Raw genomic sequence first — 22097 nt, forward strand, 5'->3', positions numbered from 1 at the left:
GGCGCCATCGGCGCCGTGGTACTCGTCGACACCCGCCGCCTCGCCGACTGCTTCCCCGCCGTCGACTACTTCGAGAACAGCGGCCTGCCCTTCGTGATCGCCCTCAACGGCTTCGACGGACAGCAGCCCTACCAGCCCGAAGAGGTCCGCGAAGCACTGCAGATCGGCCCGGACACCCCCATCATCACCACCGACGCCCGCCACCGCGCCGACGCCAAGTCCGCCCTGATCACGCTGGTCGAGCATGCCCTGATGGCACGCCTGCGGTAGTCGGTTCGGCTTCCGGGCTGCCCCTTGCGGTGGTACGCCGCCTGCGGGCAGCCCGTGGCCGACCGCTCCCCACGGCGGAGCCGCGGATCGGGCACTGCCCCGCGCCCCTTGGGTGCACGAAGAAGGGCCCCTCTCCTCGGAGAGGGGCCCTTCTTCGTGCTTGCGTCAGCGCCAGCTGTGCGGGGCGCGGAAGCCGTTCTCGCGCTCCAGGCGGCGCCAGCCGGCGCGGGCGCGGCCGCGGTGGGCGGGGACGGTCTCGGCGGGGCGGGCGGCCGCGCGGGCCAGGAGGACGGCCGTGATGGCGGCGACCTCCTCGGGCTCGGCGTGGCCCTTCTCGACGCGGATGTCGGGAGTGCTCATGGGTGTCAGTCTCCGTGAGTAAGGGGTCCGCGGGGTTGCCGCGGTGGATCCGCTGGGTTACTGCGGAGGGTTGCCGTGCTTGCGCGAGGGCAGGTCGGCATGCTTCGTCTGGAGCATCGCGAGGGAGCGGACGAGGACCTCACGGGTCTCGGCGGGGTCGATGACGTCGTCGACCAGGCCGCGCTCGGCCGCGTAGTAGGGGTGCATCAGCTCCGCCTTGTACTCCTTGACCATCTTCTGCCGCATGGCCTCGGGGTCCTCGGCGTCGGCGATCTGCCGGCGGAAGATGACGTTGGCGGCGCCCTCGGCGCCCATGACGGCGATCTCGTTGGTGGGCCAGGCGTAGGTCAGGTCGGCGCCGATGGACTGGCTGTCCATGACGATGTAGGCACCGCCGTACGCCTTGCGCAGGATGAGCGAGATCCGCGGCACGGTCGCGTTGCAGTACGCGTACAGCAGCTTCGCGCCGTGCCGGATGATCCCGCCGTGCTCCTGGTCGACGCCGGGGAGGAAGCCCGGGACGTCCAGGAAGGTGATGATCGGGATGTTGAAGGCGTCGCACATCTGCACGAAGCGCGCGGCCTTCTCCGACGCCTCGATGTCCAGCACACCGGCCAGCACCTGCGGCTGGTTGGCGATGATGCCGACGACCTGGCCGTCCAGCCGGGCGAGGGCGCAGATGATGTTGCGGGCCCAGCGCTCGTGCACCTCGAGGTACTCGCCGTCGTCGACGATCTCCTCGATCACCTTCGTCATGTCGTACGGCCGGTTGCCGTCCGCCGGGACCAGGTCCAGCAGGACGTCGCCGCGCCGGTCGACCGGGTCACCGGACTCCGCCCGCGGGGGGTTCTCCCGGTTGTTCTGCGGGAGCAGCGACAGCAGGTACCGCACCTCGGCGATGCAGGTCTCCTCGTCGTCGTACGCGAAGTGACACACACCGGAGGTCTCCGCGTGCACGTCCGCGCCGCCGAGCCCGTTCTGTGTGATCTCCTCACCGGTGACGGCCTTGACCACGTCCGGGCCGGTGATGAACATCTGCGAGGTGTCGCGCACCATGAACACGAAGTCCGTCAGCGCCGGGCTGTAGGCCGCGCCGCCCGCGCACGGGCCGAGCATCACCGAGATCTGCGGGATGACACCGGAGGCCTTGGTGTTGCGCTGGAAGATGCCGCCGTACCCGGCGAGCGCGCTGACACCCTCCTGGATGCGGGCGCCGGCGCCGTCGTTGAGCGACACCAGCGGCGCACCGGCCGCGATGGCCATGTCCATGATCTTGTGGATCTTCGTGGCGTGGGCCTCGCCCAGCGCGCCGCCGAAGATGCGGAAGTCGTGGGCGTAGACGAAGACCGTGCGGCCCTCCACCGTGCCCCAGCCGGTGATCACACCGTCCGTGTACGGCTTCTTGGTCTCGAGCCCGAAACCGGTCGCCCGGTGCCGGCGCAGCTGCTCGACCTCCCGGAAGGACCCCGGGTCCAGGAGCAGCTCGATGCGCTCCCGGGCGGTCAGCTTGCCCTTGGCGTGCTGGGCCGCGGTCGCCTTCTCGCTCGGACCGGCCAACGCCTGGGCACGGATCTCGTGCAGCTCGGCGACCCGCCCGCGCGCGTCCGTCGGCTCGCCGGTGGGCTCACCCGTCGTCTCTTCCAAAACGGTCATGTAGCGACCTTACGAAGACCGCCAAGGAAAGCGAGCCGTCGACTCCGTACAGTGTCCGGCCCGTTTTCCTGGTACCCCTGAACAGAACCAGGCGGGCATGCAGGCGTTCCGACTGCTCAGAGGGCTTCGGGGTTGTAGGGGTCGCACAAATCGGCCGGGCGTAAGACGCCTCACATCGGGGCGCTCGCATGCCATCGCTGGAGTGAATCCGGGCCCCGGCCGACGACCCGGGAAAGACTACCCCCGCCGAGACTGTTGAACTTTGAACGGAATAGGTCTACCGTCGAAGTCGTTGGCATCGTTGAACATTCAACATTCCGTCCCCAAGGAGCACGCCATGGGCATCTTCGGCCGCAAGAACACCCCCGAGACCACCACCGCCGGCACCACCGCCACCGCACCCGTCAGCCCGGACCTCGCGGCTGTGACCGGCGACTACACGATCGACCCGAGCCACACCACCATCGGCTTCGTCGCCCGGCACGCCATGGTCACCAACGTCAAGGGTTCCTTCCTCGACTTCTCCGGCTCGCTGCACCTGGACGGCGCCGACCCGTCCCACTCGACGGCCTCCCTCGACGTCAAGATGGACAGCATCGACACGGGCAACGCCGACCGCGACGGTCACCTGAAGTCCGCGGACTTCTTCAAGACCGACGAGTTCCCGACGATGACCTTCCGCTCCACCGGGGCGCAGGCCCTGGGCGGCGACGACTACCGCATCACCGGCGACCTGTCGATCCTCGGCGTCACCAAGCCGCTCACCATCGACCTGGAGTTCCACGGCGCCGCCAAGGACCCGTTCGGCAACGAGCGCGTCGGCTTCGAGGGCAAGGCGGAGATCCTGCGCTCGGAGTGGGGCCTGACCTGGAACGCGGCGCTGGAGACCGGCGGCGTCCTGGTCTCCGACAAGATCAAGCTCGTCTTCGACATCTCCGCGATCCGCAACGCCTGACCCGAACACCGGCACAGCACGGGCCACCCGACTTCCGCGTCCCTCGCGGAAACCGGGGGCCCGTGCCGCGTTGTGGCGGACGGCCGCTCAGAAGCTGCCGCCGCCGAAGTCGCCGCCGCCACCGCCGAAGTCCCCTCCGCCGCCCCCGTCGCCGAAGCCGCCGAAGTCCCCGAAGTCGCCCGAGTCGAAGTCGGAGCCGGACATGTCACCGCCGTCGTAGCCGCCGGCGCCGAAGTCGCCGTACCCGGTGCCGTAGTCGGCGGCGTACGACGGGGTGGCCATCATGCTGCCGAGCAGGGTGCCGACGAGGAGGCCGGGCAGCAGGCCCCCGCCGAAGTAGCCGCCCGCCCACGGGCCGTAGGCCGGGCCGGCGTCCCAGTAGGGGCGGCGGCCGTAGTCGGTGTCGACCTCGCGGACCATCGGGTCGCGGCCGTCCGCCAGCCGGGCCTGGTCCGCGGCGCACACCGGGACCTCCCGCGCGGCGCCGCCGGCCGGGGTCCAGGTGGCGTCGGCGACCGAGGGGCCGTGGCGCGGGTCGAAGAAGCACGGCGGCCGGCGCTGCGGCAGCGGCCGTCCCTCACGGCGCGCGGCGAGCTGGGCCAGGGAGAAACGGCCGTCCTCCAGCGCCTGCGTGACGGCTCGTACGTCCTCGGGTCGGCGCGCCGCGGCCATCAGCGACTTCGCCTGTTCGTAGGCGTCCAGGGCCCGCTCGTAGTCCGCGCGCATCGCGTCGTCGGCGCCCGCCTCGGCCGGGTGGAACTCGAGCCGGTCCAGTTCCTCGCCGAAGGCGGTGATGTCCTCGTCCACGACCACGCGCAGCTGCTCCAGCGCGGCCTGTTGCCCCTCCTCGCGACGGCGCCGGCCACGCCGCACCAGGGCGTAGGCGCCCGCGCCACCGGCGACGACCACGGCGGCCGTGGCGACGAGCGCGGTGGCCGACACCCCGCCGCCGTTCCCGGTCGAACCCCAGCCGGACGGTGCCGAGCCGCCCATGTTGGCCACGGCCCGGTCGGTGAAGCCGGTCAGCTGGGTGCGCGCGTCACGATCACCCTGGACGCTGCTCACGAGGTTGTGCACGGCCGCCCGCGGCAGCACCGAGGAGTCGGCCCGGGCATCGAAGCGGTCGCCGAGGCGGACGGCGTACAGGCCGGTGATACCGGTGGCGGTCCGCAGGTTGGTGAAGAGGTTCTTGGTCGGGTAGTCGCCCGGCAGCACGACCACGAAGAGCGGCTTGTCCGCGCTTTTGATCCGCTTCGCCAGAGCGTCGGCGTCCGCGGCCGACAGCTGCGCCGAGGCGGCCGGGTCGACATAGACGGGGTTCTCGCGCAGCGCCCGCCCGATCGTGGACAGATCGGAGTCCGCGACGGCATGCGGGGCCGACGCCCACAGCACTGCGCACGCGGCGAGCAGAGCGGCCGCCAGCAGGGCCGGGAGGCTTCGGGTCCGTACGACGGCCTTCATACATCGAACGTACCCGAAGCCTCCCAAAACGCTCGTCCGTGCTGAGCGGAATCAGGCCGCCCGGTAGGCCGCCGTCAGTTTCTCCACCGCCTGTGCGTACCGTCCGGTCAGCAGCAGGTGGTCCGCCTCGGCGAACGGCCCCGCGACCGCCGGGGTGAGGTGCTGCCCGGCTTTCTGCTGGACGATCAGCCGGGCCCTGCCGACCAGCGCGCGGCCGGCGGAGTCCGCGCCCGCCCGTGCGGCCGCCCGGGCGGCGACGCCGAGCGCCTTCAGCGCGGCCGCGCCGCCCTGCGGGACCTTCGTCAGCGTCGTCAGGCCCCAGCCGTACGGATACTGCGGGTCATAGGAGCTGTCGCCGACGTTGATCGGCAGCTGCGCCTGCGAGCGCGGCCAGGTGACCGGCAGCTGCCCGGTGAACGGCCGTCTGCCGTACAGCACGTCGGCCACGCCGTCGCCCTCGGTGCCCGGCAGCCAGGAGGCGGCCAGGGCGTCGATCTCACCGAGCTGGTCGCCGATCAGCTGCGGACGGCCGGAGACGATCAGCACCGCGCACTTCATCGCCGCGCACACCCGGTCGACGGCCACCCGGTCGGCGGCGCTCAGCCGAAGGTCGTGGCCGTTGCCGACGTCGCCGACGCCCTCGGCGTAGGGGGTCTCGCCGACGACGACCACGCCGACGTCGTAGCCGGCCGTCGGGGCGGAGGCGTCCTTGGAGTAGGTGATCGCGGCGCCGGACTTGCGCATGCCCTGCAGGATGGTCGTGCCCTGCGTGACGGCACCGGAGGAGCCCTGCCAGGTGAGGGTCCAGCCGCCGGTCTGGTTACCGAGGTCGTCGGCGTCGGAGCCGGCGACGTAGACCTTCTGCGTGGGCTTGAGGGGCAGCAGTCCGCCGTCGTTCTTCAGCAGCACCTGCGACTTCGCGGCCGCCTCGCGGGCCACCGCACGGTGCGCGGCCGAGCCGATCCGCGACGCTCCGCTGGTGTCGGCGTAGGGGTGTTCGAAGAGCCCGAGCCGGAACTTCTCGGTGAGGATGCGGGCGACCGCGTCGTCGATCCGCCGTTCGGCGATCCGGCCCGCCCTCACCTCGGTGACGAGTGCGCCGGTGAAGTCCTTGTAGCCGTAGGGCACCATCATCATGTCGACGCCGGCGTTCACCGAGGTGCGCACCCGTGCGGCGTAGTCGCCGGGGAGCTGGTCGAGGGCGTTCCAGTCGCTGATGACGAAGCCGTCGAAGCCCATCCGGTCCTTGAGCACCCCGTTGATCATGTCGCCGCGGGCGTGCATCTTCACCGCGCCCTTGCCGTCGCCGACGATGTCGAGGGAGGAGTACGACGGCATGACCGCGCCGATGCCCCGCTCGACGGCCGTCTCGAACGGCGCCAGGTGGATGTCCTTCAGCTGCCGCGGGGTGACCGTGGTGACGCCCTGGTCGATGGTGTACGTGCCGGTGGTCGAGGAGCCGTACGCGGTGCCGCCGTCGCCGACGAAGTGCTTGGCGGTGGCGAGCACCTTGTCGTCCCGGCTCAGGTCCCGGCCGTCGGCACGGCCCTGCAGGCCCTGGACGACGGTCTCCATGGACTGCACGAGGGCGGGATCCTCGCCGAAGGACTCGTAGGAGCGGCCCCAGCGTTCGTCACGGCTCACGCACAGGCAGGGCGCGAAGTCCCAGGGGATGCCGGTGGCACGGACCTCGGCCGCGGTCACCGCCCCGGTCCGCTGGGCGAGCGCGGGGTCGCGGGTGGCGCCGATGCCGACGTTGTGCGGCATGATCGTGGCGCCGGCCAGGTTGTTGTGGCCGTGGACAGCGTCGACGCCGTAGATCAGCGGGATCTGGAAGCGGGTCGCCCGGGTCCGCAGCTGGAAGCCGTCGATCATCCGCGCCCAGGCCTCGGGCGTGTTGGGCGTGGGCGTGGAGCCGCCGCCGGAGAGCAGCGAGCCGAGGGCGTAGCCGGCGATGTCGCCCGGGTCGCTCATCGCGCCCCGCTCGGCCTGGGTCATCTGGCCGGCCTTCTCCGCCAGGGACATCCGGGACAGCAGGTCGGCGACGCGCTCGCGCACCGGCAACTTCGCGTCGAGGTAGGGCAGTCCGTGCGCGTCGATCACGATCTGCGGGGTCTCGGCGGGGGCCTTGGCGCCGGTGACCGTGAGGGTGAGCGGGACGGTCTCGGCGGGTTCGGCGTCCCGGTCCTTGCGGGTGGGCACCTCGATGGTCCGCGCGGTGCCGGACGCGGTGCCGGGCGGGAAGGTGAGGGTGCCGGAGACCGGCGTGTAGTCCTGGCCGGCGGTGGCGGTGCCGCCTTGCGTCGCGTACGTGAGCGTCACGGGGTCGGTCAGGGGCTGGTCGCCGGTGGTGGCGAGGGTGACCTTCACGGACGCGGTGGCGCCCTCCCGGACGGTGTGCACGGCGGCGTCGGTGGTGACGGAGGCGCGCAGCGACTGGTCGGCCGTGCCGTACAGCTCCACGCCGTCCAGGGCGAAGGTGCCGCGCACGCCGGTGGGCAGGGTGACGGCGTAGCCCCACATCCGGGTGAGACCGAGGACGTGGTCGATGCCGCCGACGGGCTGGTAGTCGGTGCGATAGGTGAAGTCGGTGAAGGGCAGCTCGATCTGTTTCCAGCCGGTGAAGTCGTCGGTGAAGGACGTGGTCCACAGCTCGGAGGCCTCGCCGTTCGCCCCGCCGTCCTTGATCTCGAAGGTGGTCTTCTTCCCGGTGCCGTGTCCCTCCCACCACAGGCGGATGCCCCGGTGGGCGGACCAGTCGTGCGGCGGCCCGGACGCGGCGAAGTCGTGGGTGAAACCGCCGTAGCCGCTGATGTCGTAGCTGCCGGCGAGGACCTTCTGCCCTTCTGGGGCGTCGGAGCGGTCGGCCAGGCTCAGCGCGGGCGGGTCGTCGGCGTCGCCACCCCAGGTGAAGATGCCCTCGGCGGGCTGCTGGGCGAAGGGCACCTCGCCCTCGAAGCGGTCGACGGGTACCGGGGCGGGGGCGTCGGCGGCCCGGGCGGACGCCCAGGGGAGCAGGGCCGCCAGCACTGCGGTGGAGGCGAGCAGGGCGGTTCTTCGCATGGACCTTCCCTCGGCTCTGGGAGTACCTCTCAAGGCTTAGTTCAGAGCGTGAGTTAACGGGCCTCCGGTCACGCCGTCAAGACTTCACACCGGAACTGATACGCAGCCAACTCATGGCGCGATCCGAGGCGTTGAAGCTTCGAAAACTGAACGCACAACCCCTTGACGCCCGCACTCCGCCGTCATTTACTCACGGCTCGCCCGCCCCCATCCCCCACCTGTCAGAAGGGCGGCGCACATGAGGAGAGCCTCCACGGCCCTGCGCCTGCTGCTCACCGGACTGCTCACCGCGGCCGGTGTCACGGCCGCCACCGTTCCCGCGCGAGCGGCCGGCGAGCCGGTCACGGCCTGGCTGACCACCACCGACGACTCCGGCGGCCGGCACGTCGTACGCGGCCTGGAACCGCAGACGCCGTTCGCCTTCGCCGCCGGCGCCGGCGGCAGCGGCGAGAACATCACCGTCGACGAGAACACCCGCTACCAGACCTTCACCGGCGGCGGCGCGTCCTTCACCGACACCGCGGCCTGGCTGATGAACAGCAGCGGGGCGCTGTCCGCGGCCACCCGGGACGCGACGATGCGCAAGCTGTTCTCCCCCACGGACGGCATCGGCCTGTCCTTCCTGCGCAATCCGATGGGCGCCTCGGACCTGGCCCGGTACGGCTACACGTACGACGACGTCCCCGCCGGCCAGACGGACCCCGCCCTCACCCGCTTCTCGATCGCGCACGACCTCGCCGACGTCGTCCCGCTGACGAGACAGGCCCTCCAGCTCAACCCGTCCCTCACGGTGATGGCCTCACCCTGGACGGCCCCGGCCTGGATGAAGGACAGCGGACAGCTCAACGGCGGCTGGCTGAAAGCGGAGGACTACGGCGCCTACGCCGGCTACTTCGTGAAGTACCTCCAGGCCTACCGCGACCAGGGCGTACCGGTCTCCTACGTGACGGCGCAGAACGAGCCGACCTGCTGCTCGGGCTATCCGTCGATGAGCTGGAACGCGAGCGGACTGGCGTACTTCACCAAGAACGAACTGCTGCCGCGACTGCAGTCCGCCGGACTGCCGACGAAGGTCCTGGCCCACGACTGGAACTGGGACACCTACGACGCCTACGCCGCCCAGACGGTCGACGACGCGGCGATCCGCACTCACCCGAACTTCGGCGGCATCGCCTGGCACGGCTACGGCGGCGACATCGCCAAGCAGACGACCGTGCACAACCAGTACCCGCAGCTGGACGCCTTCGGCACCGAACACTCGGGCGGCACGTGGATCGCCGACCAGCAGCGCGAGGACATGCTGAACATCATCGACTACACCCGCAACTGGGCGAAGTCGGTGACGAAGTGGTCCCTGGCGGTGGACCAGAGCATGGGCCCGCACAACGGCGGATGCTCCACCTGCACCGGCCTGGTCACCGTCCACAACGGCGACGCGCGCAGCGGCCAGGTCGACTACACGGTCGAGTACTACGACATGGGGCACCTGACGAAGTTCGTCCGCCCCGGCGCCCAGCGCATCGCCTCCACGGCGTCCTCGGCCCTGCCGAACGTGGCCTGGCGCAACCCCGACGGCTCCAAGGCCCTGATCGCCTACAACGACTCCGCCTCCCCCCGCACCGTCACGATCAACTGGAGCTCACAGCACGCCACTTACTCCGTCCCCGGCAACACGTCCGTCACCTTCACCTGGTCCGGCACGCAGTCCGGCGGCGGCGACCGCACGGGCGCGTTCGCCGGCCTCGCGAACAAGTGCCTCGACGTGGCCGGGGGTTCCACCGCCAACGGCACGGCGGTCCAGCTCTACGACTGCAACGGCACGACAGCCCAGCGCTGGACGGTGAAGACCGACGGCACGATCCAGGCCCTGGGCAAGTGCCTTGACGTCACCTCCGCTTCGACGACGGACGGCGCCAGGATCCAGCTGTACGACTGCAACGGCACCGGCGCGCAGCAGTGGTCGTACAACACCTCGACCGGCGACGTGGTGAACCTGGCGGCGAACAAGTGCCTGGACGTAACAGACAACACGTCGACGAACGGCACCCGTCTCCAGATCTGGTCCTGCACGGGGGCGGCCAACCAGAAGTGGAGGCTGCAGTAGATCACTCAGCGTGGGGAGCGCGGCCCGGCACGCCGGGGTGTGCTCCCCCAAGCTGCACGGCAGCCAACCCAGGGGCGCGGGGAACTGCGCGACCAGCCACAACGCGACCCACAGACGGACGACGACAGCCGGCCGGCCGCACTCGCACCCGGAAAACCGCCCGCGCGCCGCAGGCACGTCGCATGCTGGAAGCATGACCACCGCACGCGACCTCTTCATCACCGCCCTGGACGTGCCCGCCGGCCGGCCCTTCGCGCAGGGCGATCTGTCGCTCGCGCTGGCCGGGGCCGAGCTGGTCGACCTGATCGCCGACGAGACCGTCCACCTGGACGACGACCGGATCCTGCCCGGCCTCCCCCGGGCCACGGGTGACCGGCTGCTGGACGAGGCGGCCGCGGCCCTGCGCCGTGACACGCCGTACGAGTCCGTCGAGGACTGGCTGTGGCGGCGGGGGCGCGGTCTGGCCGCCGCCTACGCCGCCGACCTGAAGGCGCAGGAACCCGGCGGCCGCCGCTGGCTGCCGCACAGGCACCCCACTCCCCCGCCCGACTCCCCGGACCGCGGCCGGGCCACCACCCGCTGGGCCTCCCGGGAGCCCGTCCTCGTCTCCCTCGCCGCCGCCCTCGGCATTCCCGACGGCAGAGCCGAGGACGGCCAGGAGCAGGACACCGCGGACCTGCCCGACGCCACGGTGACCGTCCTGGCAGCGGTCCACGGCGCACTGACCGAGCTGGCGGCCGTACGGCAGCGCCGCCGTATCGAGGACGACGCCTACGCCAACGTCTGGCGCGGCCTGTGATCGGCCGGGCGGGCCGCGGCTAGGCGACCGGCTGTCCCACGGCCAGCAGGTTCCCCTCGCTGTCCCGGAACCAGGCCCCGCGCTCGCCGCGCGCGCCCTTGCTCGGGTAGTTGCCCTCGACCTCGGCGATGCCGTCCCGGGTGCGCAGCCCGGGCGCGTCGACGTCCTCGAAGACCACCCCGCGCCGCCGCAGCTCGGCGACGACCGCCTCGATGTCGTCCACCTCGAACGCCATCTGGGTGAACGTGCCGGGCGAGGACCCCGTCGAGCCGAACACGACGAAGTCCACCCCACCGCACCGGTACAGCAGCCCGCCGGGCCGCTCGTCCACGGGCCTGAGGCCCAGCTTGTCCGCGTAGAACCGCCGGGCCCGCTCCAGGTCCCGGGCGGGCAGCCGGGTCGCCACGCGCGCCCGGCCCAGAAGGTCGCCGTCCGAAGAGGTCATGCCTCCACTGTGGCCTACTCGGCCGGGTGCACGCCCGCCCGCAGCAGCCCGTAGGTGTACGCGTCCTCCAGCGCCTGCCACGACGCGGCGATGACGTTCTCGGCGACGCCCACCGTGGACCACTCGCCGGTGCCGTCGGAGGTGGAGATCAGCACGCGGGTCGTGGACTGGGTGCCGTGCACGCCCTCCAGGATGCGGACCTTGTAGTCGACGAGGTCGAGCTTGGCGAGCTGCGGGTAGATCTTCTCCAGCGCGACGCGCAGCGCGCGGTCGAGGGCGTTGACCGGGCCGTTGCCCTCCGCGGTGGCGACGATCCGCTCGCCCTTGGCCCACAGCTTCACCGTGGCCTCGTTGGCGTGGGTTCCGTCGGGGCGGTCCTCGACGATCGCGCGCCAGGACTCGACCTCGAAGTAGCGCAGCGGCCTGCCCTGCACCTCGGTGCGCAGCAGCAGCTCGAAGGAGGCGTCGGCGGCTTCGTAGGTGTAGCCCTTGAGCTCGCGCTCCTTGACCCGCTCGACGACCCGCCCGACCAGCTCGCGGTCGCCGCCGAGGTCGATGCCGAGCTCCTTGCCCTTCAGCTCGATCGAGGCGCGCCCGGCCATGTCGGAGACCAGCATCCGCATGGTGTTGCCGACCCGCTCGGGGTCGATGTGCTGGTACAGGTCCGGGTCGACCTTGATCGCGGAGGCGTGCAGCCCGGCCTTGTGCGCGAAGGCGGACACGCCCACGTACGGCTGGTGCGTGGAGGGCGTGAGGTTGACGACCTCGGCGATGGCGTGCGAGATGCGGGTCATCTCCCGCAGCCGGCCCTCGGGCAGCACCGTCTTGCCGTACTTCAGTTCCAGTGCGGCGACCACCGGGAACAGGTTGGCGTTGCCGACCCGCTCGCCGTACCCGTTCGCCGTGCACTGCACGTGGGTCGCGCCGCCGTCGACGGCGGCGAGCGTGTTGGCGACCGCGCACCCGGTGTCGTCCTGGGCGTGGATGCCGAGCCGGGCGCCGGTGTCGGCGATCACGGTGGAGACGACGGCGTGGACCTGCGCGGGCAGCATGCCGCCGTTGGTGTCGCACAGCACGACGACGTCGGCGCCGGCCTCGGCGGCGGCCCGCACGACGGCCTTGGCGTACTCCGGGTTGGCCCGGTAGCCGTCGAAGAAGTGCTCGCAGTCGACGAAGACGCGGCGGCCCTGCGAGCGCAGGTAGGACACCGTGTCGCGGACCATCTCCAGGTTCTCGTCGAGCGTGGTGCGCAGCGCCAGCTCCACATGCCGGTCGTGGGACTTGGCGACCAGGGTGACCACGGGCGCGCCGGACTCCACCAGTGCCCTGACCTGGGGGTCCTCGGCGGCGGTCGTACCGGCGCGGCGGGTGGAGCCGAAGGCGACGAGCTGAGCGTGGCGGAAGGTGATCTCCGCCTGCGCGCGGGCGAAGAACTCGGTGTCGCGCGGGTTGGCGCCGGGCCAGCCGCCCTCGATGAAGCCCACGCCGAAGTCGTCCAGGTGCCGTGCGATCGCGAGCTTGTCGGCGACGGTGAGGTTGATGCCCTCACGCTGGGCGCCGTCCCGCAGGGTGGTGTCGAAGACGTGGAACGAGTCGTCGAGCTCGCTGGTTTCCGTCTCGGTCATGGTCTCAAGGCTCCTGTTGTGGATCTTCGGTCTTACCGGAATGACCGGCTCCACCGTCCCCCCAATGGTCCCTCACGCCTGACTCCCGGCTGAAGGTGGGCCAGGAAACAGAAAAACCCCTCGCGGGTGCGAGAGGTCTGCGCGCGGGTCGAGGACGACGGTGGCCGCCCGTACCTGGTCGTACGTGGCGGTCACTGCGGACCGGCGCGCCTGCTGCCAATAATCACGGCGAACGAGAGCACGGGGGCAGTCTGGCACAATCCGCCCGCTCGCTCACCGCCTGTCTCAGGATGCGAGCGCGGCGCCGGTCACCTCTCGCGTGACCGGGTGTGCTCGTGTCCGAACGGCGAAGCCGCCGGGCGCGGGGTCAGCCGTGCGCGAGGAGCGCGTCGTCGATGAACTCCCGCACGTGGGCGAGGGTCTGCGCCCGGTCGGTGCCGCGCAGTCCGATCGCCACGTGGATGGAGAAGCCGTCCAGCAGGGCCCGCAGCCGGGACGCGAAGCGGTCGGGGTCGACTGCGCGGAACTCGCCGTGCGAGATGCCCTCGGCGAGGAGGGCGACCAGGTCGCGGTGCCAGGCGCCCTCGATGGCGGCCTGACGGACACGGGCGTCGTCGTCGGCGTTCTGCGAGCGGTTCCACACCTCGAGCCACAGCGTCCAGTGCGGGTCGCGGTGGCCGTCGGGGACGTACAGGTCGACGTAGGCCGCCAGTCGTTCGCGGGCGGTGCCGCCGCTCGCCAGCAGCCGGGCGCGCTCGGCGCCCAGTCGGCCCTCGCTCCACTCCAGGGTCTGCAGCAGCAGTTCGTCCTTGGAGCGGAAGTAGTACAGCAGATGGCCGCTGCTCATGCCGACCTCGCGGCCCAGTCCCGCCATGGTGAGCTTCTCCAGACCGCGCTCGGCGATCATGTCCATGGCGGAGGTGAGGACCTCCTCGCGCGGCGGCGCGTTCCTGCGCGCACGGGCCGCACCGGCCATCTGCTGCTCCTGTGTCTCGGACGGGTCTGCGGGTCAGACCTTGGGCTGCTGCTGGGTGATGCAGTGGATGCCGCCCCCACCCGCGAAGATCGTACGCGCGTCCACCAGGGTCACCGTCCGCTCGGGGAAGAGCTTGCGGAAGATGCCGGCCGCGATCTCGTCGCGCGGGTCGTCGAAGCCGCACAGCACGACGCCGCCGTTGCACAGGTAGTGGTTGATGTAGGAGTAGTCGGCCCAGTGGCCGTCGGCCTCCAGCACGGTCGGGGCGGGTACCTCGACGACCTCCAGCGTGCGGCCGCGGGCGTCGGTCTGGGAGCGCAGGAGGGAGATGACCTCCTTGGTGACCTCGTGGTCCGGGTGGGCCGCATCGGGCTGGTGGTGTGCCACGACGACGCCGGGTCGGGCGAAGGCGGCGACGATGTCGACGTGGCCGAGGGTGCCGAAGCCGTAGGGCGGGTAGTCGCCGGTGAGGCCGCGCGGCAGCCAGATCGCCTTGCTCGTGCCGAGGTGGGCGTGGATCTCCGCCTCGACCTGCTCCCTGGTCCAGTGCGGGTTGCGCTCGGGGCCGAGCTGCACGGTCTCGGTGAGCAGCACGGTGCCCTCGCCGTCGACGTGGATCGCGCCGCCCTCGTTGACCAGCCGCGAGGCGTACGTCTTCGCGCCGGCGAGGTCACTGACGTAGGCGCCGATCTTGGAGTCGTGCTCCCAGCGGGCCCAGTCCTGCGCGCCCCAGCCGTTGAACGTCCAGTCCACGGCGGCGAGTTCGCCACGGCCGTTGGTGAGGAACGTGGGGCCGATGTCGCGCATCCAGGCGTCGTCGAGTTCGCGCTCGACGACGTCGATGCCCTCGCCGAGCAGGGTCGCGGCCTCGGTGGACTGCCCGGGGCCGCAGACCACGGTGACCGGCTCGAAGCGGCGGATCGCGCGGGCGACCGACGCCCAGGCGATCCGGGACGCGGCGAGGTCCTCGGGGTCGTCGAAGGTGGGGTTGGGGCTCGGCCAGGCCATCCAGGTCCGCTCGTGCGGGGTCCACTCGGCGGGCATGGAGAAGCCGTCGGCGGCGGGGGTGCTCATCCAGGGCGTCCTTAGAGGAAGTAGAGGCGGTTGAGGGAGACGGAGTCGGCGGGCTCCGAGCTGAGCGGCTCGCCGTCGAGGGTGACCAGGCCGGTGCGCTGGTCCACGTCGACCTGTCCGGTGCGGGAGTTGAGCCGCAGGTCGGCCGGGCCGATGCCGCGAGTGCCGCGCACGGCGACCCGGCGGCGCCGGGTGGGCATCGTGTCGTTGCCCTGGTCGACGGCGGCCTGGGCGACGAACGCGACGGAGATGTCGGCGGCGGTGGCGCCGAAGGCACCGAACTGCGGCCCCAGCACGAGGGGTTCGCAGGTGTCGGTGGCCGCGTTGGGGTCGCCGACCACACCGTAGGCGGGGAAGCCGGACTTCAGGACGAGCTGCGGCTTGGCGCCGAAGTACTCCGGCCGCCACAGCACGATGTCGGCGAGCTTGCCGACCTCCAGCGAGCCGACCTCGTGAGCGAGACCGTGCGCGATGGCCGGGTTGATGGTCAGCTTGGCCATGTAGCGCAGGACGCGCTCGTTGTCGTGATCGGTGTCCGGACCGCCCAGCTCGGCCTTCATCTTGCCGGCCATGGCGAAGGTGCGGCGCACGGTCTCGCCGGCCCGGCCCATGCCCTGGGCGTCGGAGGAGGTGATGCCGATCGCGCCCAGGTCGTGCAGCACGTCCTCGGCGCCCATCGTCCCGGCGCGGATGCGGTCGCGGGCCATGGCGGCGTCGCCGGGCAGGTCGGGCTTGAGGTCGTGGACGGAGACGATCATGCCGTAGTGCTCGGCGACCGCGTCCCGGCCGAAGGGCAGCGTCGGATTCGTCGACGAGCCGATGACGTTGGGGACACCGGCCATCTTCAGCACGTTGGGGACATGTCCGCCGCCGCAGCCCTCGATGTGGAAGGCGTGGATGGTGCGGCCCTCCAGCACCCGGAGGGTGTCCTCCACCGACAGGCACTCGTTGAGGCCGTCGCTGTGCAGGGCGACCTGCACGTCGTGCTCCTCGGCGACCCGCAGCGCGGTGTCCAGCGCGCGGGTGTGCGCGCCCATGTCCTCGTGCACCTTGAAGCCGGACGCGCCGCCCTCGGCCAGCGCCTCCACCAGAGGTGCCGCGTGGGAGGACGAACCCCGCCCCAGGAAGCCGATGTTGACCGGCCAGGCGTCGAAGGCGTTGAAGGCGTGGCGCAGCGCCCACGGCGAGTTCACGCCGACGCCCCACACCGGGCCGAACTCCTGCCCGATGATCGTGGTGACACCGGAGGCGAGCGAGGCCTCCATGATGCGCGGCGACAGCAGGTGAACATGCGTGTCGACGGCGCCGGCGGTGGCGATCAGCCCCTCGCCCGAGACGATCGACGTGCCCGTGCCGACGACGACGTCGACGCCGTCGAGGGTGTCCGGGTTGCCGGCCCGGCCGATGCCGCAGATCCGTCCTTCGCGGATGCCGATGGACACCTTGCGGATGCCCTGCACGGCGTCGATCACGACGACGTTGCTGATCACGACGTCGCAGGTGTCGCGGACGGCGGCGGCCTTCAGGTGCAGGCCGTCGCGGGCGGTCTTGCCGAAGCCGGCGAGGAACTCGTCGCCGTACTTCTGCGCGTCGGACTCGACCTTGATGGTCAGCCCGCTGTCGCCGAGGCGGACGCGGTCGCCGGCCCGGGGGCCGTGGGTGGCCGCGTATTCGTACGGCGTGAGGTGGCGGGCTTCGGCGGGGTGGCCCCCGGGGCGGCTCATCGCTCGGCCTCCTTCTGGGTGGTGTCCCCTGCGCCGAGGTAGCCGCAGGCGGCGGCCCGGCGCAGGGCCTCGTCCTTCGCGCCCGGTGCGTCCAGCGGCCCGTCGACCAGGCCGGCGAAGCCGATCGCGATCCGCTCGCCGCCGATCGGCACCAGGCCGACCTCGTGCCTCTCGCCCGGCCCGAAGCGCACGGAGGACCCGGCGGGGACGGCGAGCCGCATGCCGTAGGACTGCTCGCGGTCGAAGTCCAGGCGGGGGTTGGCCTCGAAGAAGTGGAAGTGCGAGGTGACCGACACCGGCACGGTCGCGGTGTTGGTGACCGTGAGCCGGAGAGCCGGCTCGGGGTCGGAGTGCATCGGGCCGGGCAGCAGCGCGCCCGGGGCGTCGTCGCCGAGGCCTCCGCCGATGGGGTCGGAGACGACGGCGAGCCGGGAGCCGTCGTCGAAGACGGCCTCGACCATCACCTCGGTGACCACGTCGGCGACGCCCGGCAGGACGTCGTCCGGGCCGAGCACCGAGCGGGCCGCCTCGATGGCCTCGGCGAGCCGCTTGCCGTCCCGGGCGGCCTCGCAGACGGTGTCCGCGATCAGCGCGGTCGCCTCCGGGACGTTCAGCCTCAGCCCGCGGGCCCTGCGGGCACGCGCCAGCTCGGCAGCTCCGAAGAGCAGCAACCGGTCACGTTCCGTGGGGGTCAGTCTCACCTCGCGGCACCTCCTTGCCTTCCTCGCTTTAGAGCACCACTCTAAACACCGGATTCACGCGACGGAAATATTGACGGGCCACCTTTGCACACGTCACATTGAACGTCGCTCTAAATCTCAGGTGGCCGTCGAAGGAGACCCACACCATGCCCATCGAACAGCGCGGAGTCGACACGATCCCCGACGAGGAACGCACCAGCGGACCGCGGGACCTCGTATCGATCCTCCTCGGCTCCAACCTCTGCCTGGGTGTCATCGTCTTCGGCTGGCTGCCGGCCTCCTTCGGCCTCGACTTCTGGTCCTCGATCACCTCGATCCTCGCGGGCACGGTCGTCGGTACGGCGCTGACGGCGCCGCTGGCGCTGATCTCGCTGCGCACCGCGACCAACCTGTCCACCTCTTCCGGCGCCCAGTTCGGCGTGCGCGGCCGGCTGATCGGCTCGATCGTCGGCCTGCTGCTCGCCCTCGGCTACACCGCCCTGACGGTGTGGGTCGGCGGCGACGTCTCGGTCAGCGTGCTGGGCCGTCTCCTCGGCCTCCCGGCCAACGGCATGTCGTACGGCGTGATCTACGCGCTGCTGGCCGGGGCGACCGTCGCGGGCGCGGTGTACGGCTACAAGGTGCTGCTGACCATGTCCCGCGTGCTGGCCGTCGGGATGACAGCCCTGCTGGCGCTCGGCCTGTTCGCCTACGCCCCGCACTTCACCACCGCCGCGCTGCCCGAGGCCGGCGGCTATCTGCTGGGCGGCTACTGGCCGACCTGGCTGCTGTCGGCGGTGGCCGCGGGCCTGTCCGGGCCGATCGCCTTCATCACCCTGCTCGGCGACTACACCCGCTACATCTCCCCCCGCCGTCACGCCCCGCGCCGCATCCTGCACGCCACCTGGCTCGGCCTGATCCTCGGCCTGCTGGTGCCGCAGCTCTTCGGCACCTTCACCGCCTACGGCGCCCGCGCCGCGCTCGACTACGCCGGCCCGCTGGTGAACGCCTCCCCCACCTGGTACCTGATCCCGCTGCTGCTGGCCGCCTCCGCCGGCTCGGTCGGCAACGCCGGTCTGATGCTGTACTCGATGGGCCTCGACCTGGACGCGATCCTGCCGCGCGCCTCCCGCGCCCGCGCCACCCTCACCGTCGCGATCGTCGCCACGGCCTGCGTCTTCGTCGGCCACTTCCTGTGGGACGCGCAGGCGGCGATGACGTCGTTCGTGCTGCTGCTCACCGCGATCGGCACCCCGTGGGCCGTCATCACCCTCATCGGATTCGCCCGCTGCCGTGGCCGGTACGACGCGGACGCGCTGCAGGTCTTCAACCGCCGCTCGCACGGCGGCATCTACTGGTACCGGGCCGGCTGGAACGTCCAGGCCGCCGTCTCCTGGGCGATCGGCGCGTTCGTCGGCCTGCTCGCGGTGTCGCTGCCGCAGTACGAGGGCCCGCTGCTGACCTACACCGGTGGCGTGGACTGCAGCTTCCTGCTGTCGGGCCTGGTCGGCGGTGTCGTCTACCTGGCCCTGACGGCCCGGGGCGCGGGCGTACCGGCCCTCCCGGCCGCCCCCGCGGCACCGGCCGAGACGTTGACCGCCGGCCACTGATCCCCCAGACCCCCGGGCCGGCCGAGGACGGACGGCCGACCCGGGCCGACACACAGCGGGGCCGCCCCGGACGCGCTGTCCGGGGCGGCCCCGCTGTTGTTCATCGAACGAATCAGCCGAGCTTGTGCATCCAGCCGTGCTTGTCCTCGGTGATGCCGCGCTGGAGGCCGAGCAGCGCCTCACGCAGCCGTAGGGTGACCGGGCCGGGGGTGCCGTCGCCGTGGCTCCAGGCGTCCGACTTGGTCTTCACGTGGCCGATCGGGGTGACGACGGCGGCGGTGCCGCAGGCGAAGACCTCGGTGAGCGCGCCGGAGGCGGCGTCCTCCCGCCACTGCTGGAGCGTGATCACACCCTCCTCGGCGGTGTAGCCGAGGTCACGGGCGACCTGGAGCAGGGAGTCGCGGGTGATGCCCTCGAGGATGGAGCCGGTCAGGGCCGGGGTGACGATCCGGTCGCCGTAGACGAAGGCGACGTTCATGCTGCCGGACTCCTCGACCTTGGTGCGAGTCACCGCGTCGAGGTAGACGACCTGGTCGCAGCCGTTGGCGGCGGCCTCGGCCTGCGGCAGCAGGGAGGCGGCGTAGTTGCCGCCGGTCTTGGCGTCGCCGGTGCCGCCCGGGACGGCGCGGACGTGGTCCTCGGAGACCCAGATGGTGACCGGCTTGACGCCGCCGGCGAAGTAGGCGCCGGACGGGGAGGCGATCAGCATGAACAGGTACTCGTTGGCCGGGTGCACCCCGAGGCCGGTCTCCGAGGCGAACATGAACGGCCGCAGGTAGAGCGACTCCTCACCGCCGTGCGGCGGCACCCAGTCGCCGTCCTGGGAGAGCAGCGCGTCCAGGGCGGCGATGAACAGTTCCTCGGGCAGCTCGGCCATCGCCATGCGGCGCGCGGAGTTGCGGAAGCGGCGGGCGTTGGCCTCGGGGCGGAAGACCGCGACCGAGCCGTCGGGCTGGCGGTACGCCTTGAGCCCCTCGAAGATCTCCTGCCCGTAGTGAAGGACGTGGCTGGAGGGGTCGAGGGAGATGGGGCCGTACGGGACGAGCTGCGCGTCGTGCCAGCCGCGGCCCTCCGTCCACTTGATCGTCACCATGTGGTCGGTGAAGTGGCGGCCGAACCCGGGGCTGGCGAGGATCGCCTCGCGCTCCGCGGCGGGCAGCGGGTGGGCGGAGGGCTTGAGCTCGATCGTGGGCGTCGTCATGAGTGGTTGTCCTTCACCGGTTGTCGTGACGGGCCGCGCTCCTTCATGCCAGGCAAGGACCGTTTCCGGCCAGTGCTAGGACGTCCGAGCTTTCCCTCATGTCGCGGCTCCGCGTTCGATTATCGCGCGGGGGCGGCGGCAGAAGGAATCCGGGTGGGGCGGCCCAGGGGGTCGATGGTTCCACCCGGCGCCGCACAGGGAAAGCCGCCGGGTGCGTCAAGGCGACCCGGCGGCTTCGAAGTGGTTCTTCAGGAGCGCACCGGATCAGCCGGCTACGCGTACGGCGAGCGCGTCGCCGATTTCCGACGTGGAGCGGGCGGGCTTGCCCACGCGCTCGGCGAGGTCGGCGGCGACCGCGTCCTCGATCCGGGCCGCCTCGGCCTCGTAGCCGAGGTGGCGCAGCAGCAGGGCGACGGACAGGACCGTGGCGCTGGGGTCGGCCTTGCCCTGGCCGGCGATGTCGGGGGCCGAGCCGTGGACCGGCTCGAACATGGACGGGAACTCGCGGCTCGGGTTGATGTTGCCGGAGGCCGCGACGCCGATGCCGCCGGAGACGGCCGCGGCGAGGTCGGTGATGATGTCGCCGAAGAGATTGTCGGTGACGATCACGTCGAACCGCTCGGGCTGGGTCACCAGGTAGATGGTGGCCGCGTCGACGTGGATGTACTCGGTGGTGACCTCGGGGTACTCCTCGGCCACCTTGTTGAAGATGTTCGTCCACAGGTGGCCGGCGAAGGTCAGCACGTTGTTCTTGTGCACGAGCGTCAGCTTCTTGCGCGGCCGCGCCTGGGCACGCGCGAAGGCGTCCCGCACCACGCGCTCGACACCGAAGGCCGTGTTCACGGAGACCTCGGTGGCGACCTCGTGCTCGGTGCCCTTGCGGATGGTGCCGCCGTTGCCGGTGTACGGCCCCTCGGTGCCCTCGCGCACCACCACGAAGTCGATCTGCGGCTCACCGGCGAGCGGGGTGGCGACACCCGGGAGCAGCTTGCTCGGACGCAGGTTGACGTGGTGGTCGAAGGCGAACCGCAGCTTCAGCAGAAAGCCGCGCTCCAGCAAGCCCGACGGCACGGACGGGTCACCGATGGCGCCGAGCAGAATGGCGTCGTGCCCCTTCAGCTGGGCCAGGTCGTCATCGGTGAGGGTCTCACCGGTGGAGTGGTAGCGCCGGGCGCCGAAGTCGTACTCCTTGGTCTCCAGCTTCACATCCTGCGGGAGGACGGCGGAGAGGACCTTGAGGCCTTCGGCCACGACTTCCTGCCCGATGCCGTCACCGGGGATCACTGCGAGATCGATGCTGCGAGACATGCGGGCACCCTACTCCTCGTCCCATGGGATGACACGGAACGTCCGCCATCCGGACAAGGAGCGGGCGTGCCTGCGGGTCTTTCAGTGGCCGGTGGCGCCGCCGTTGTCACGGCGGTCGAGAGCGCGCTGGAGGGCGGCGGCGGCGTTCTTGCGGTCGGACTCGCTCGTACGGGAGACGTGGCGGACTCGGCGGCGGACGGTCGTCTCGGCCATGGGGGATCGACTCCTTCGGACAAACGCGGAGCGCGGAAAGGGGGTTACGAGACGCCGGAAGCGGCGGGGAGCGACGGGGCCGCAGGGGTTGCCTGCATGGGGCCCGGCTCACGTCCGCCCATCGCTTGGTCTAGCGAGACGTTCGGCTCCTACAAAGCTAGGACAGGACGGCGCGTCTGTCTCCACAATTACTCGGACTTCCTACTATCTGAGACGGCGACGTCGGTCACACGTGTCTGACCTGGGCGTTCGTCCTGCCCCGGCGGCGTCTTCCGGCGCCCGGTGCGGTGGCTGGCCGGGGGTGGGACGCGCAGCCCGGCGCGACGGGGTGCCGCTGCGCCCCCCGTGCCGCCCTGGGGGATCCCCCTGCTCGAAGAGCTTGGGGGAGGCACGACTGCCCGCAGTTACCCAGGACGGCGGCCCGCAGCCACGCACGGCGGTCCGCACCCGCAGCGGGAGCGACGACGGGCGATAGCCGCCGACGGCGGGAAGGGGACGGGGTGGGGGGTGTCCGCCCGCAGCGGCCGGCACCGGGCAAGGGTGCCCTAGTCGGAAAACGGGCGGCCGGACCGAGGA

The 22097-nt window shown here is 71.5% G+C and carries 18 protein-coding genes; 5 read left to right on the top strand and 13 right to left on the bottom strand.

The annotated features are described in order from the left end of the window. The coding region (locus tag AB0J12_RS38465) for an ATP/GTP-binding protein (RefSeq protein ID WP_363269456.1) at positions 1 to 270 on the top strand (270 nt) is incomplete at its 5' end. A 165-nt stretch (positions 271 to 435) separates the two neighbouring features. On the opposite strand, the gene AB0J12_RS38470 is transcribed toward AB0J12_RS38465, so the two are convergent. Together AB0J12_RS38470 and AB0J12_RS38475 are read right to left on the bottom strand one after the other, a co-directional pair. Beyond that, positions 436 to 630, bottom strand: coding sequence for an acyl-CoA carboxylase subunit epsilon (locus tag AB0J12_RS38470; protein ID WP_363269457.1), 195 nt, complete (start codon positions 628 to 630; stop codon positions 436 to 438). Positions 631 to 687: 57 nt separating this feature from the next. Next, positions 688 to 2283, bottom strand: a complete 1596-nt coding sequence (locus tag AB0J12_RS38475) for an acyl-CoA carboxylase subunit beta (RefSeq protein ID WP_363269458.1) — start codon at positions 2281 to 2283, stop codon at positions 688 to 690. A 337-nt stretch (positions 2284 to 2620) separates the two neighbouring features. On the opposite strand from AB0J12_RS38475, the gene AB0J12_RS38480 reads away from it, so the two are divergent. Further along, complete coding sequence (locus AB0J12_RS38480) at positions 2621 to 3238, top strand: YceI family protein (RefSeq protein WP_363269459.1); 618 nt, start codon at positions 2621 to 2623, stop codon at positions 3236 to 3238. A gap of 87 nt (positions 3239 to 3325) precedes the next feature. On the opposite strand, the gene AB0J12_RS38485 is transcribed toward AB0J12_RS38480, so the two are convergent. Continuing rightward, positions 3326 to 4699 (bottom strand): hypothetical protein, encoded by a 1374-nt coding sequence (locus tag AB0J12_RS38485; RefSeq protein WP_363269460.1) that lies wholly within the window; start codon positions 4697 to 4699, stop codon positions 3326 to 3328. Positions 4700 to 4750: 51 nt separating this feature from the next. Beyond that, entirely contained in the window at positions 4751 to 7762 is a 3012-nt protein-coding gene (locus AB0J12_RS38490; RefSeq protein ID WP_363269461.1) for a glycoside hydrolase family 3 N-terminal domain-containing protein, read from the bottom strand. Between the two features lie 238 nt (positions 7763 to 8000). Between AB0J12_RS38490 and AB0J12_RS38495 the strand changes: the two genes are divergently transcribed. Beyond that, the gene (locus tag AB0J12_RS38495; protein ID WP_363269462.1) at positions 8001 to 9866 is read left to right on the top strand and encodes a lectin; all 1866 of its coding nucleotides are present in this window, start codon (positions 8001 to 8003) and stop codon (positions 9864 to 9866) included. A 193-nt stretch (positions 9867 to 10059) separates the two neighbouring features. Further along, positions 10060 to 10665 carry a GPP34 family phosphoprotein gene (locus AB0J12_RS38500; RefSeq protein ID WP_363269463.1) on the top strand — a complete coding sequence of 202 codons (606 nt, stop codon included), beginning with the start codon at positions 10060 to 10062 and terminating at the stop codon, positions 10663 to 10665. A 19-nt stretch (positions 10666 to 10684) separates the two neighbouring features. Here AB0J12_RS38500 and AB0J12_RS38505 read toward each other — a convergent pair whose 3' ends face one another. The 6 genes from AB0J12_RS38505 to ureA form a co-directional block, all read right to left on the bottom strand. Further along, a complete protein-coding gene (locus AB0J12_RS38505) occupies positions 10685 to 11110 on the bottom strand; it encodes a VOC family protein (RefSeq protein ID WP_363269464.1) in 426 nt (141 codons plus the stop codon). 14 nt (positions 11111 to 11124) lie between these two features. Beyond that, positions 11125 to 12735 (bottom strand): citramalate synthase, encoded by a 1611-nt coding sequence (cimA, locus tag AB0J12_RS38510; protein ID WP_363269465.1) that lies wholly within the window; start codon positions 12733 to 12735, stop codon positions 11125 to 11127. A 367-nt stretch (positions 12736 to 13102) separates the two neighbouring features. Next, positions 13103 to 13711: a TetR/AcrR family transcriptional regulator gene (locus tag AB0J12_RS38515; RefSeq protein WP_363269466.1), complete on the bottom strand. Its 609-nt coding sequence runs from the start codon at positions 13709 to 13711 to the stop codon at positions 13103 to 13105. A 33-nt stretch (positions 13712 to 13744) separates the two neighbouring features. Beyond that, positions 13745 to 14785 (bottom strand): agmatine deiminase family protein, encoded by a 1041-nt coding sequence (locus AB0J12_RS38520; RefSeq protein ID WP_363269468.1) that lies wholly within the window; start codon positions 14783 to 14785, stop codon positions 13745 to 13747. Positions 14786 to 14796: 11 nt separating this feature from the next. Beyond that, positions 14797 to 16509 (bottom strand): urease subunit alpha, encoded by a 1713-nt coding sequence (locus AB0J12_RS38525; protein ID WP_363269470.1) that lies wholly within the window; start codon positions 16507 to 16509, stop codon positions 14797 to 14799. Beyond that, complete coding sequence (ureA, locus tag AB0J12_RS38530) at positions 16506 to 17210, bottom strand: urease subunit gamma (RefSeq protein ID WP_363269471.1); 705 nt, start codon at positions 17208 to 17210, stop codon at positions 16506 to 16508. Before ureA ends, AB0J12_RS38525 begins: the two co-directional genes overlap by 4 nt. 146 nt (positions 17211 to 17356) lie before the next feature. Here ureA and AB0J12_RS38535 point away from each other — a divergent pair, with 146 nt between their 5' ends. Further along, on the top strand, positions 17357 to 18799 hold the full coding sequence (locus tag AB0J12_RS38535) for a cytosine permease (RefSeq protein ID WP_363269472.1): 1443 nt from the start codon (positions 17357 to 17359) through the stop codon (positions 18797 to 18799). Between the two features lie 112 nt (positions 18800 to 18911). On the opposite strand, the gene AB0J12_RS38540 is transcribed toward AB0J12_RS38535, so the two are convergent. The 3 genes from AB0J12_RS38540 to AB0J12_RS38550 all read right to left on the bottom strand — a co-directional run bounded on the left by AB0J12_RS38540 (position 18912) and on the right by AB0J12_RS38550 (position 21521). Beyond that, positions 18912 to 20000 carry a branched-chain amino acid aminotransferase gene (locus AB0J12_RS38540; RefSeq protein WP_363269473.1) on the bottom strand — a complete coding sequence of 363 codons (1089 nt, stop codon included), beginning with the start codon at positions 19998 to 20000 and terminating at the stop codon, positions 18912 to 18914. 264 nt (positions 20001 to 20264) lie between these two features. Continuing rightward, a complete protein-coding gene (locus AB0J12_RS38545) occupies positions 20265 to 21308 on the bottom strand; it encodes a 3-isopropylmalate dehydrogenase (protein WP_363269474.1) in 1044 nt (347 codons plus the stop codon). A gap of 81 nt (positions 21309 to 21389) precedes the next feature. Beyond that, positions 21390 to 21521: a hypothetical protein gene (locus AB0J12_RS38550; protein WP_103782913.1), complete on the bottom strand. Its 132-nt coding sequence runs from the start codon at positions 21519 to 21521 to the stop codon at positions 21390 to 21392. Between the last annotated feature and the right edge of the window lie 576 nt (positions 21522 to 22097).

It is taken from the genome of Streptomyces sp. NPDC049915 (genome assembly GCF_040656475.1).
In the GTDB taxonomy this organism is placed as follows: Bacteria; Actinomycetota; Actinomycetes; order Streptomycetales; family Streptomycetaceae; genus Streptomyces.

Excerpts from the sequence above, each read along its gene's own strand:
- AB0J12_RS38525 (WP_363269470.1), bottom strand. The coding sequence starts at position 16,509 with ATGAGCCGCCCCGGGGGCCACCCCGCCGAAGCCCGCCACCTCACGCCG.
- AB0J12_RS38500 (WP_363269463.1), top strand. The coding sequence starts at position 10,060 with ATGACCACCGCACGCGACCTCTTCATCACCGCCCTGGACGTGCCCGCC.
- AB0J12_RS38515 (WP_363269466.1), bottom strand. The coding sequence starts at position 13,711 with ATGGCCGGTGCGGCCCGTGCGCGCAGGAACGCGCCGCCGCGCGAGGAG.
- AB0J12_RS38540 (WP_363269473.1), bottom strand. The coding sequence starts at position 20,000 with ATGACGACGCCCACGATCGAGCTCAAGCCCTCCGCCCACCCGCTGCCC.
- AB0J12_RS38470 (WP_363269457.1), bottom strand. The coding sequence starts at position 630 with ATGAGCACTCCCGACATCCGCGTCGAGAAGGGCCACGCCGAGCCCGAG.
- AB0J12_RS38550 (WP_103782913.1), bottom strand. The coding sequence starts at position 21,521 with ATGGCCGAGACGACCGTCCGCCGCCGAGTCCGCCACGTCTCCCGTACG.
- AB0J12_RS38505 (WP_363269464.1), bottom strand. The coding sequence starts at position 11,110 with ATGACCTCTTCGGACGGCGACCTTCTGGGCCGGGCGCGCGTGGCGACC.
- AB0J12_RS38520 (WP_363269468.1), bottom strand. The coding sequence starts at position 14,785 with ATGAGCACCCCCGCCGCCGACGGCTTCTCCATGCCCGCCGAGTGGACC.
- AB0J12_RS38485 (WP_363269460.1), bottom strand. The coding sequence starts at position 4,699 with ATGAAGGCCGTCGTACGGACCCGAAGCCTCCCGGCCCTGCTGGCGGCC.
- AB0J12_RS38535 (WP_363269472.1), top strand. The coding sequence starts at position 17,357 with ATGCCCATCGAACAGCGCGGAGTCGACACGATCCCCGACGAGGAACGC.
- AB0J12_RS38495 (WP_363269462.1), top strand. The coding sequence starts at position 8,001 with ATGAGGAGAGCCTCCACGGCCCTGCGCCTGCTGCTCACCGGACTGCTC.
- AB0J12_RS38545 (WP_363269474.1), bottom strand. The coding sequence starts at position 21,308 with ATGTCTCGCAGCATCGATCTCGCAGTGATCCCCGGTGACGGCATCGGG.
- AB0J12_RS38475 (WP_363269458.1), bottom strand. The coding sequence starts at position 2,283 with ATGACCGTTTTGGAAGAGACGACGGGTGAGCCCACCGGCGAGCCGACG.
- AB0J12_RS38490 (WP_363269461.1), bottom strand. The coding sequence starts at position 7,762 with ATGCGAAGAACCGCCCTGCTCGCCTCCACCGCAGTGCTGGCGGCCCTG.
- AB0J12_RS38480 (WP_363269459.1), top strand. The coding sequence starts at position 2,621 with ATGGGCATCTTCGGCCGCAAGAACACCCCCGAGACCACCACCGCCGGC.
- cimA (WP_363269465.1), bottom strand. The coding sequence starts at position 12,735 with ATGACCGAGACGGAAACCAGCGAGCTCGACGACTCGTTCCACGTCTTC.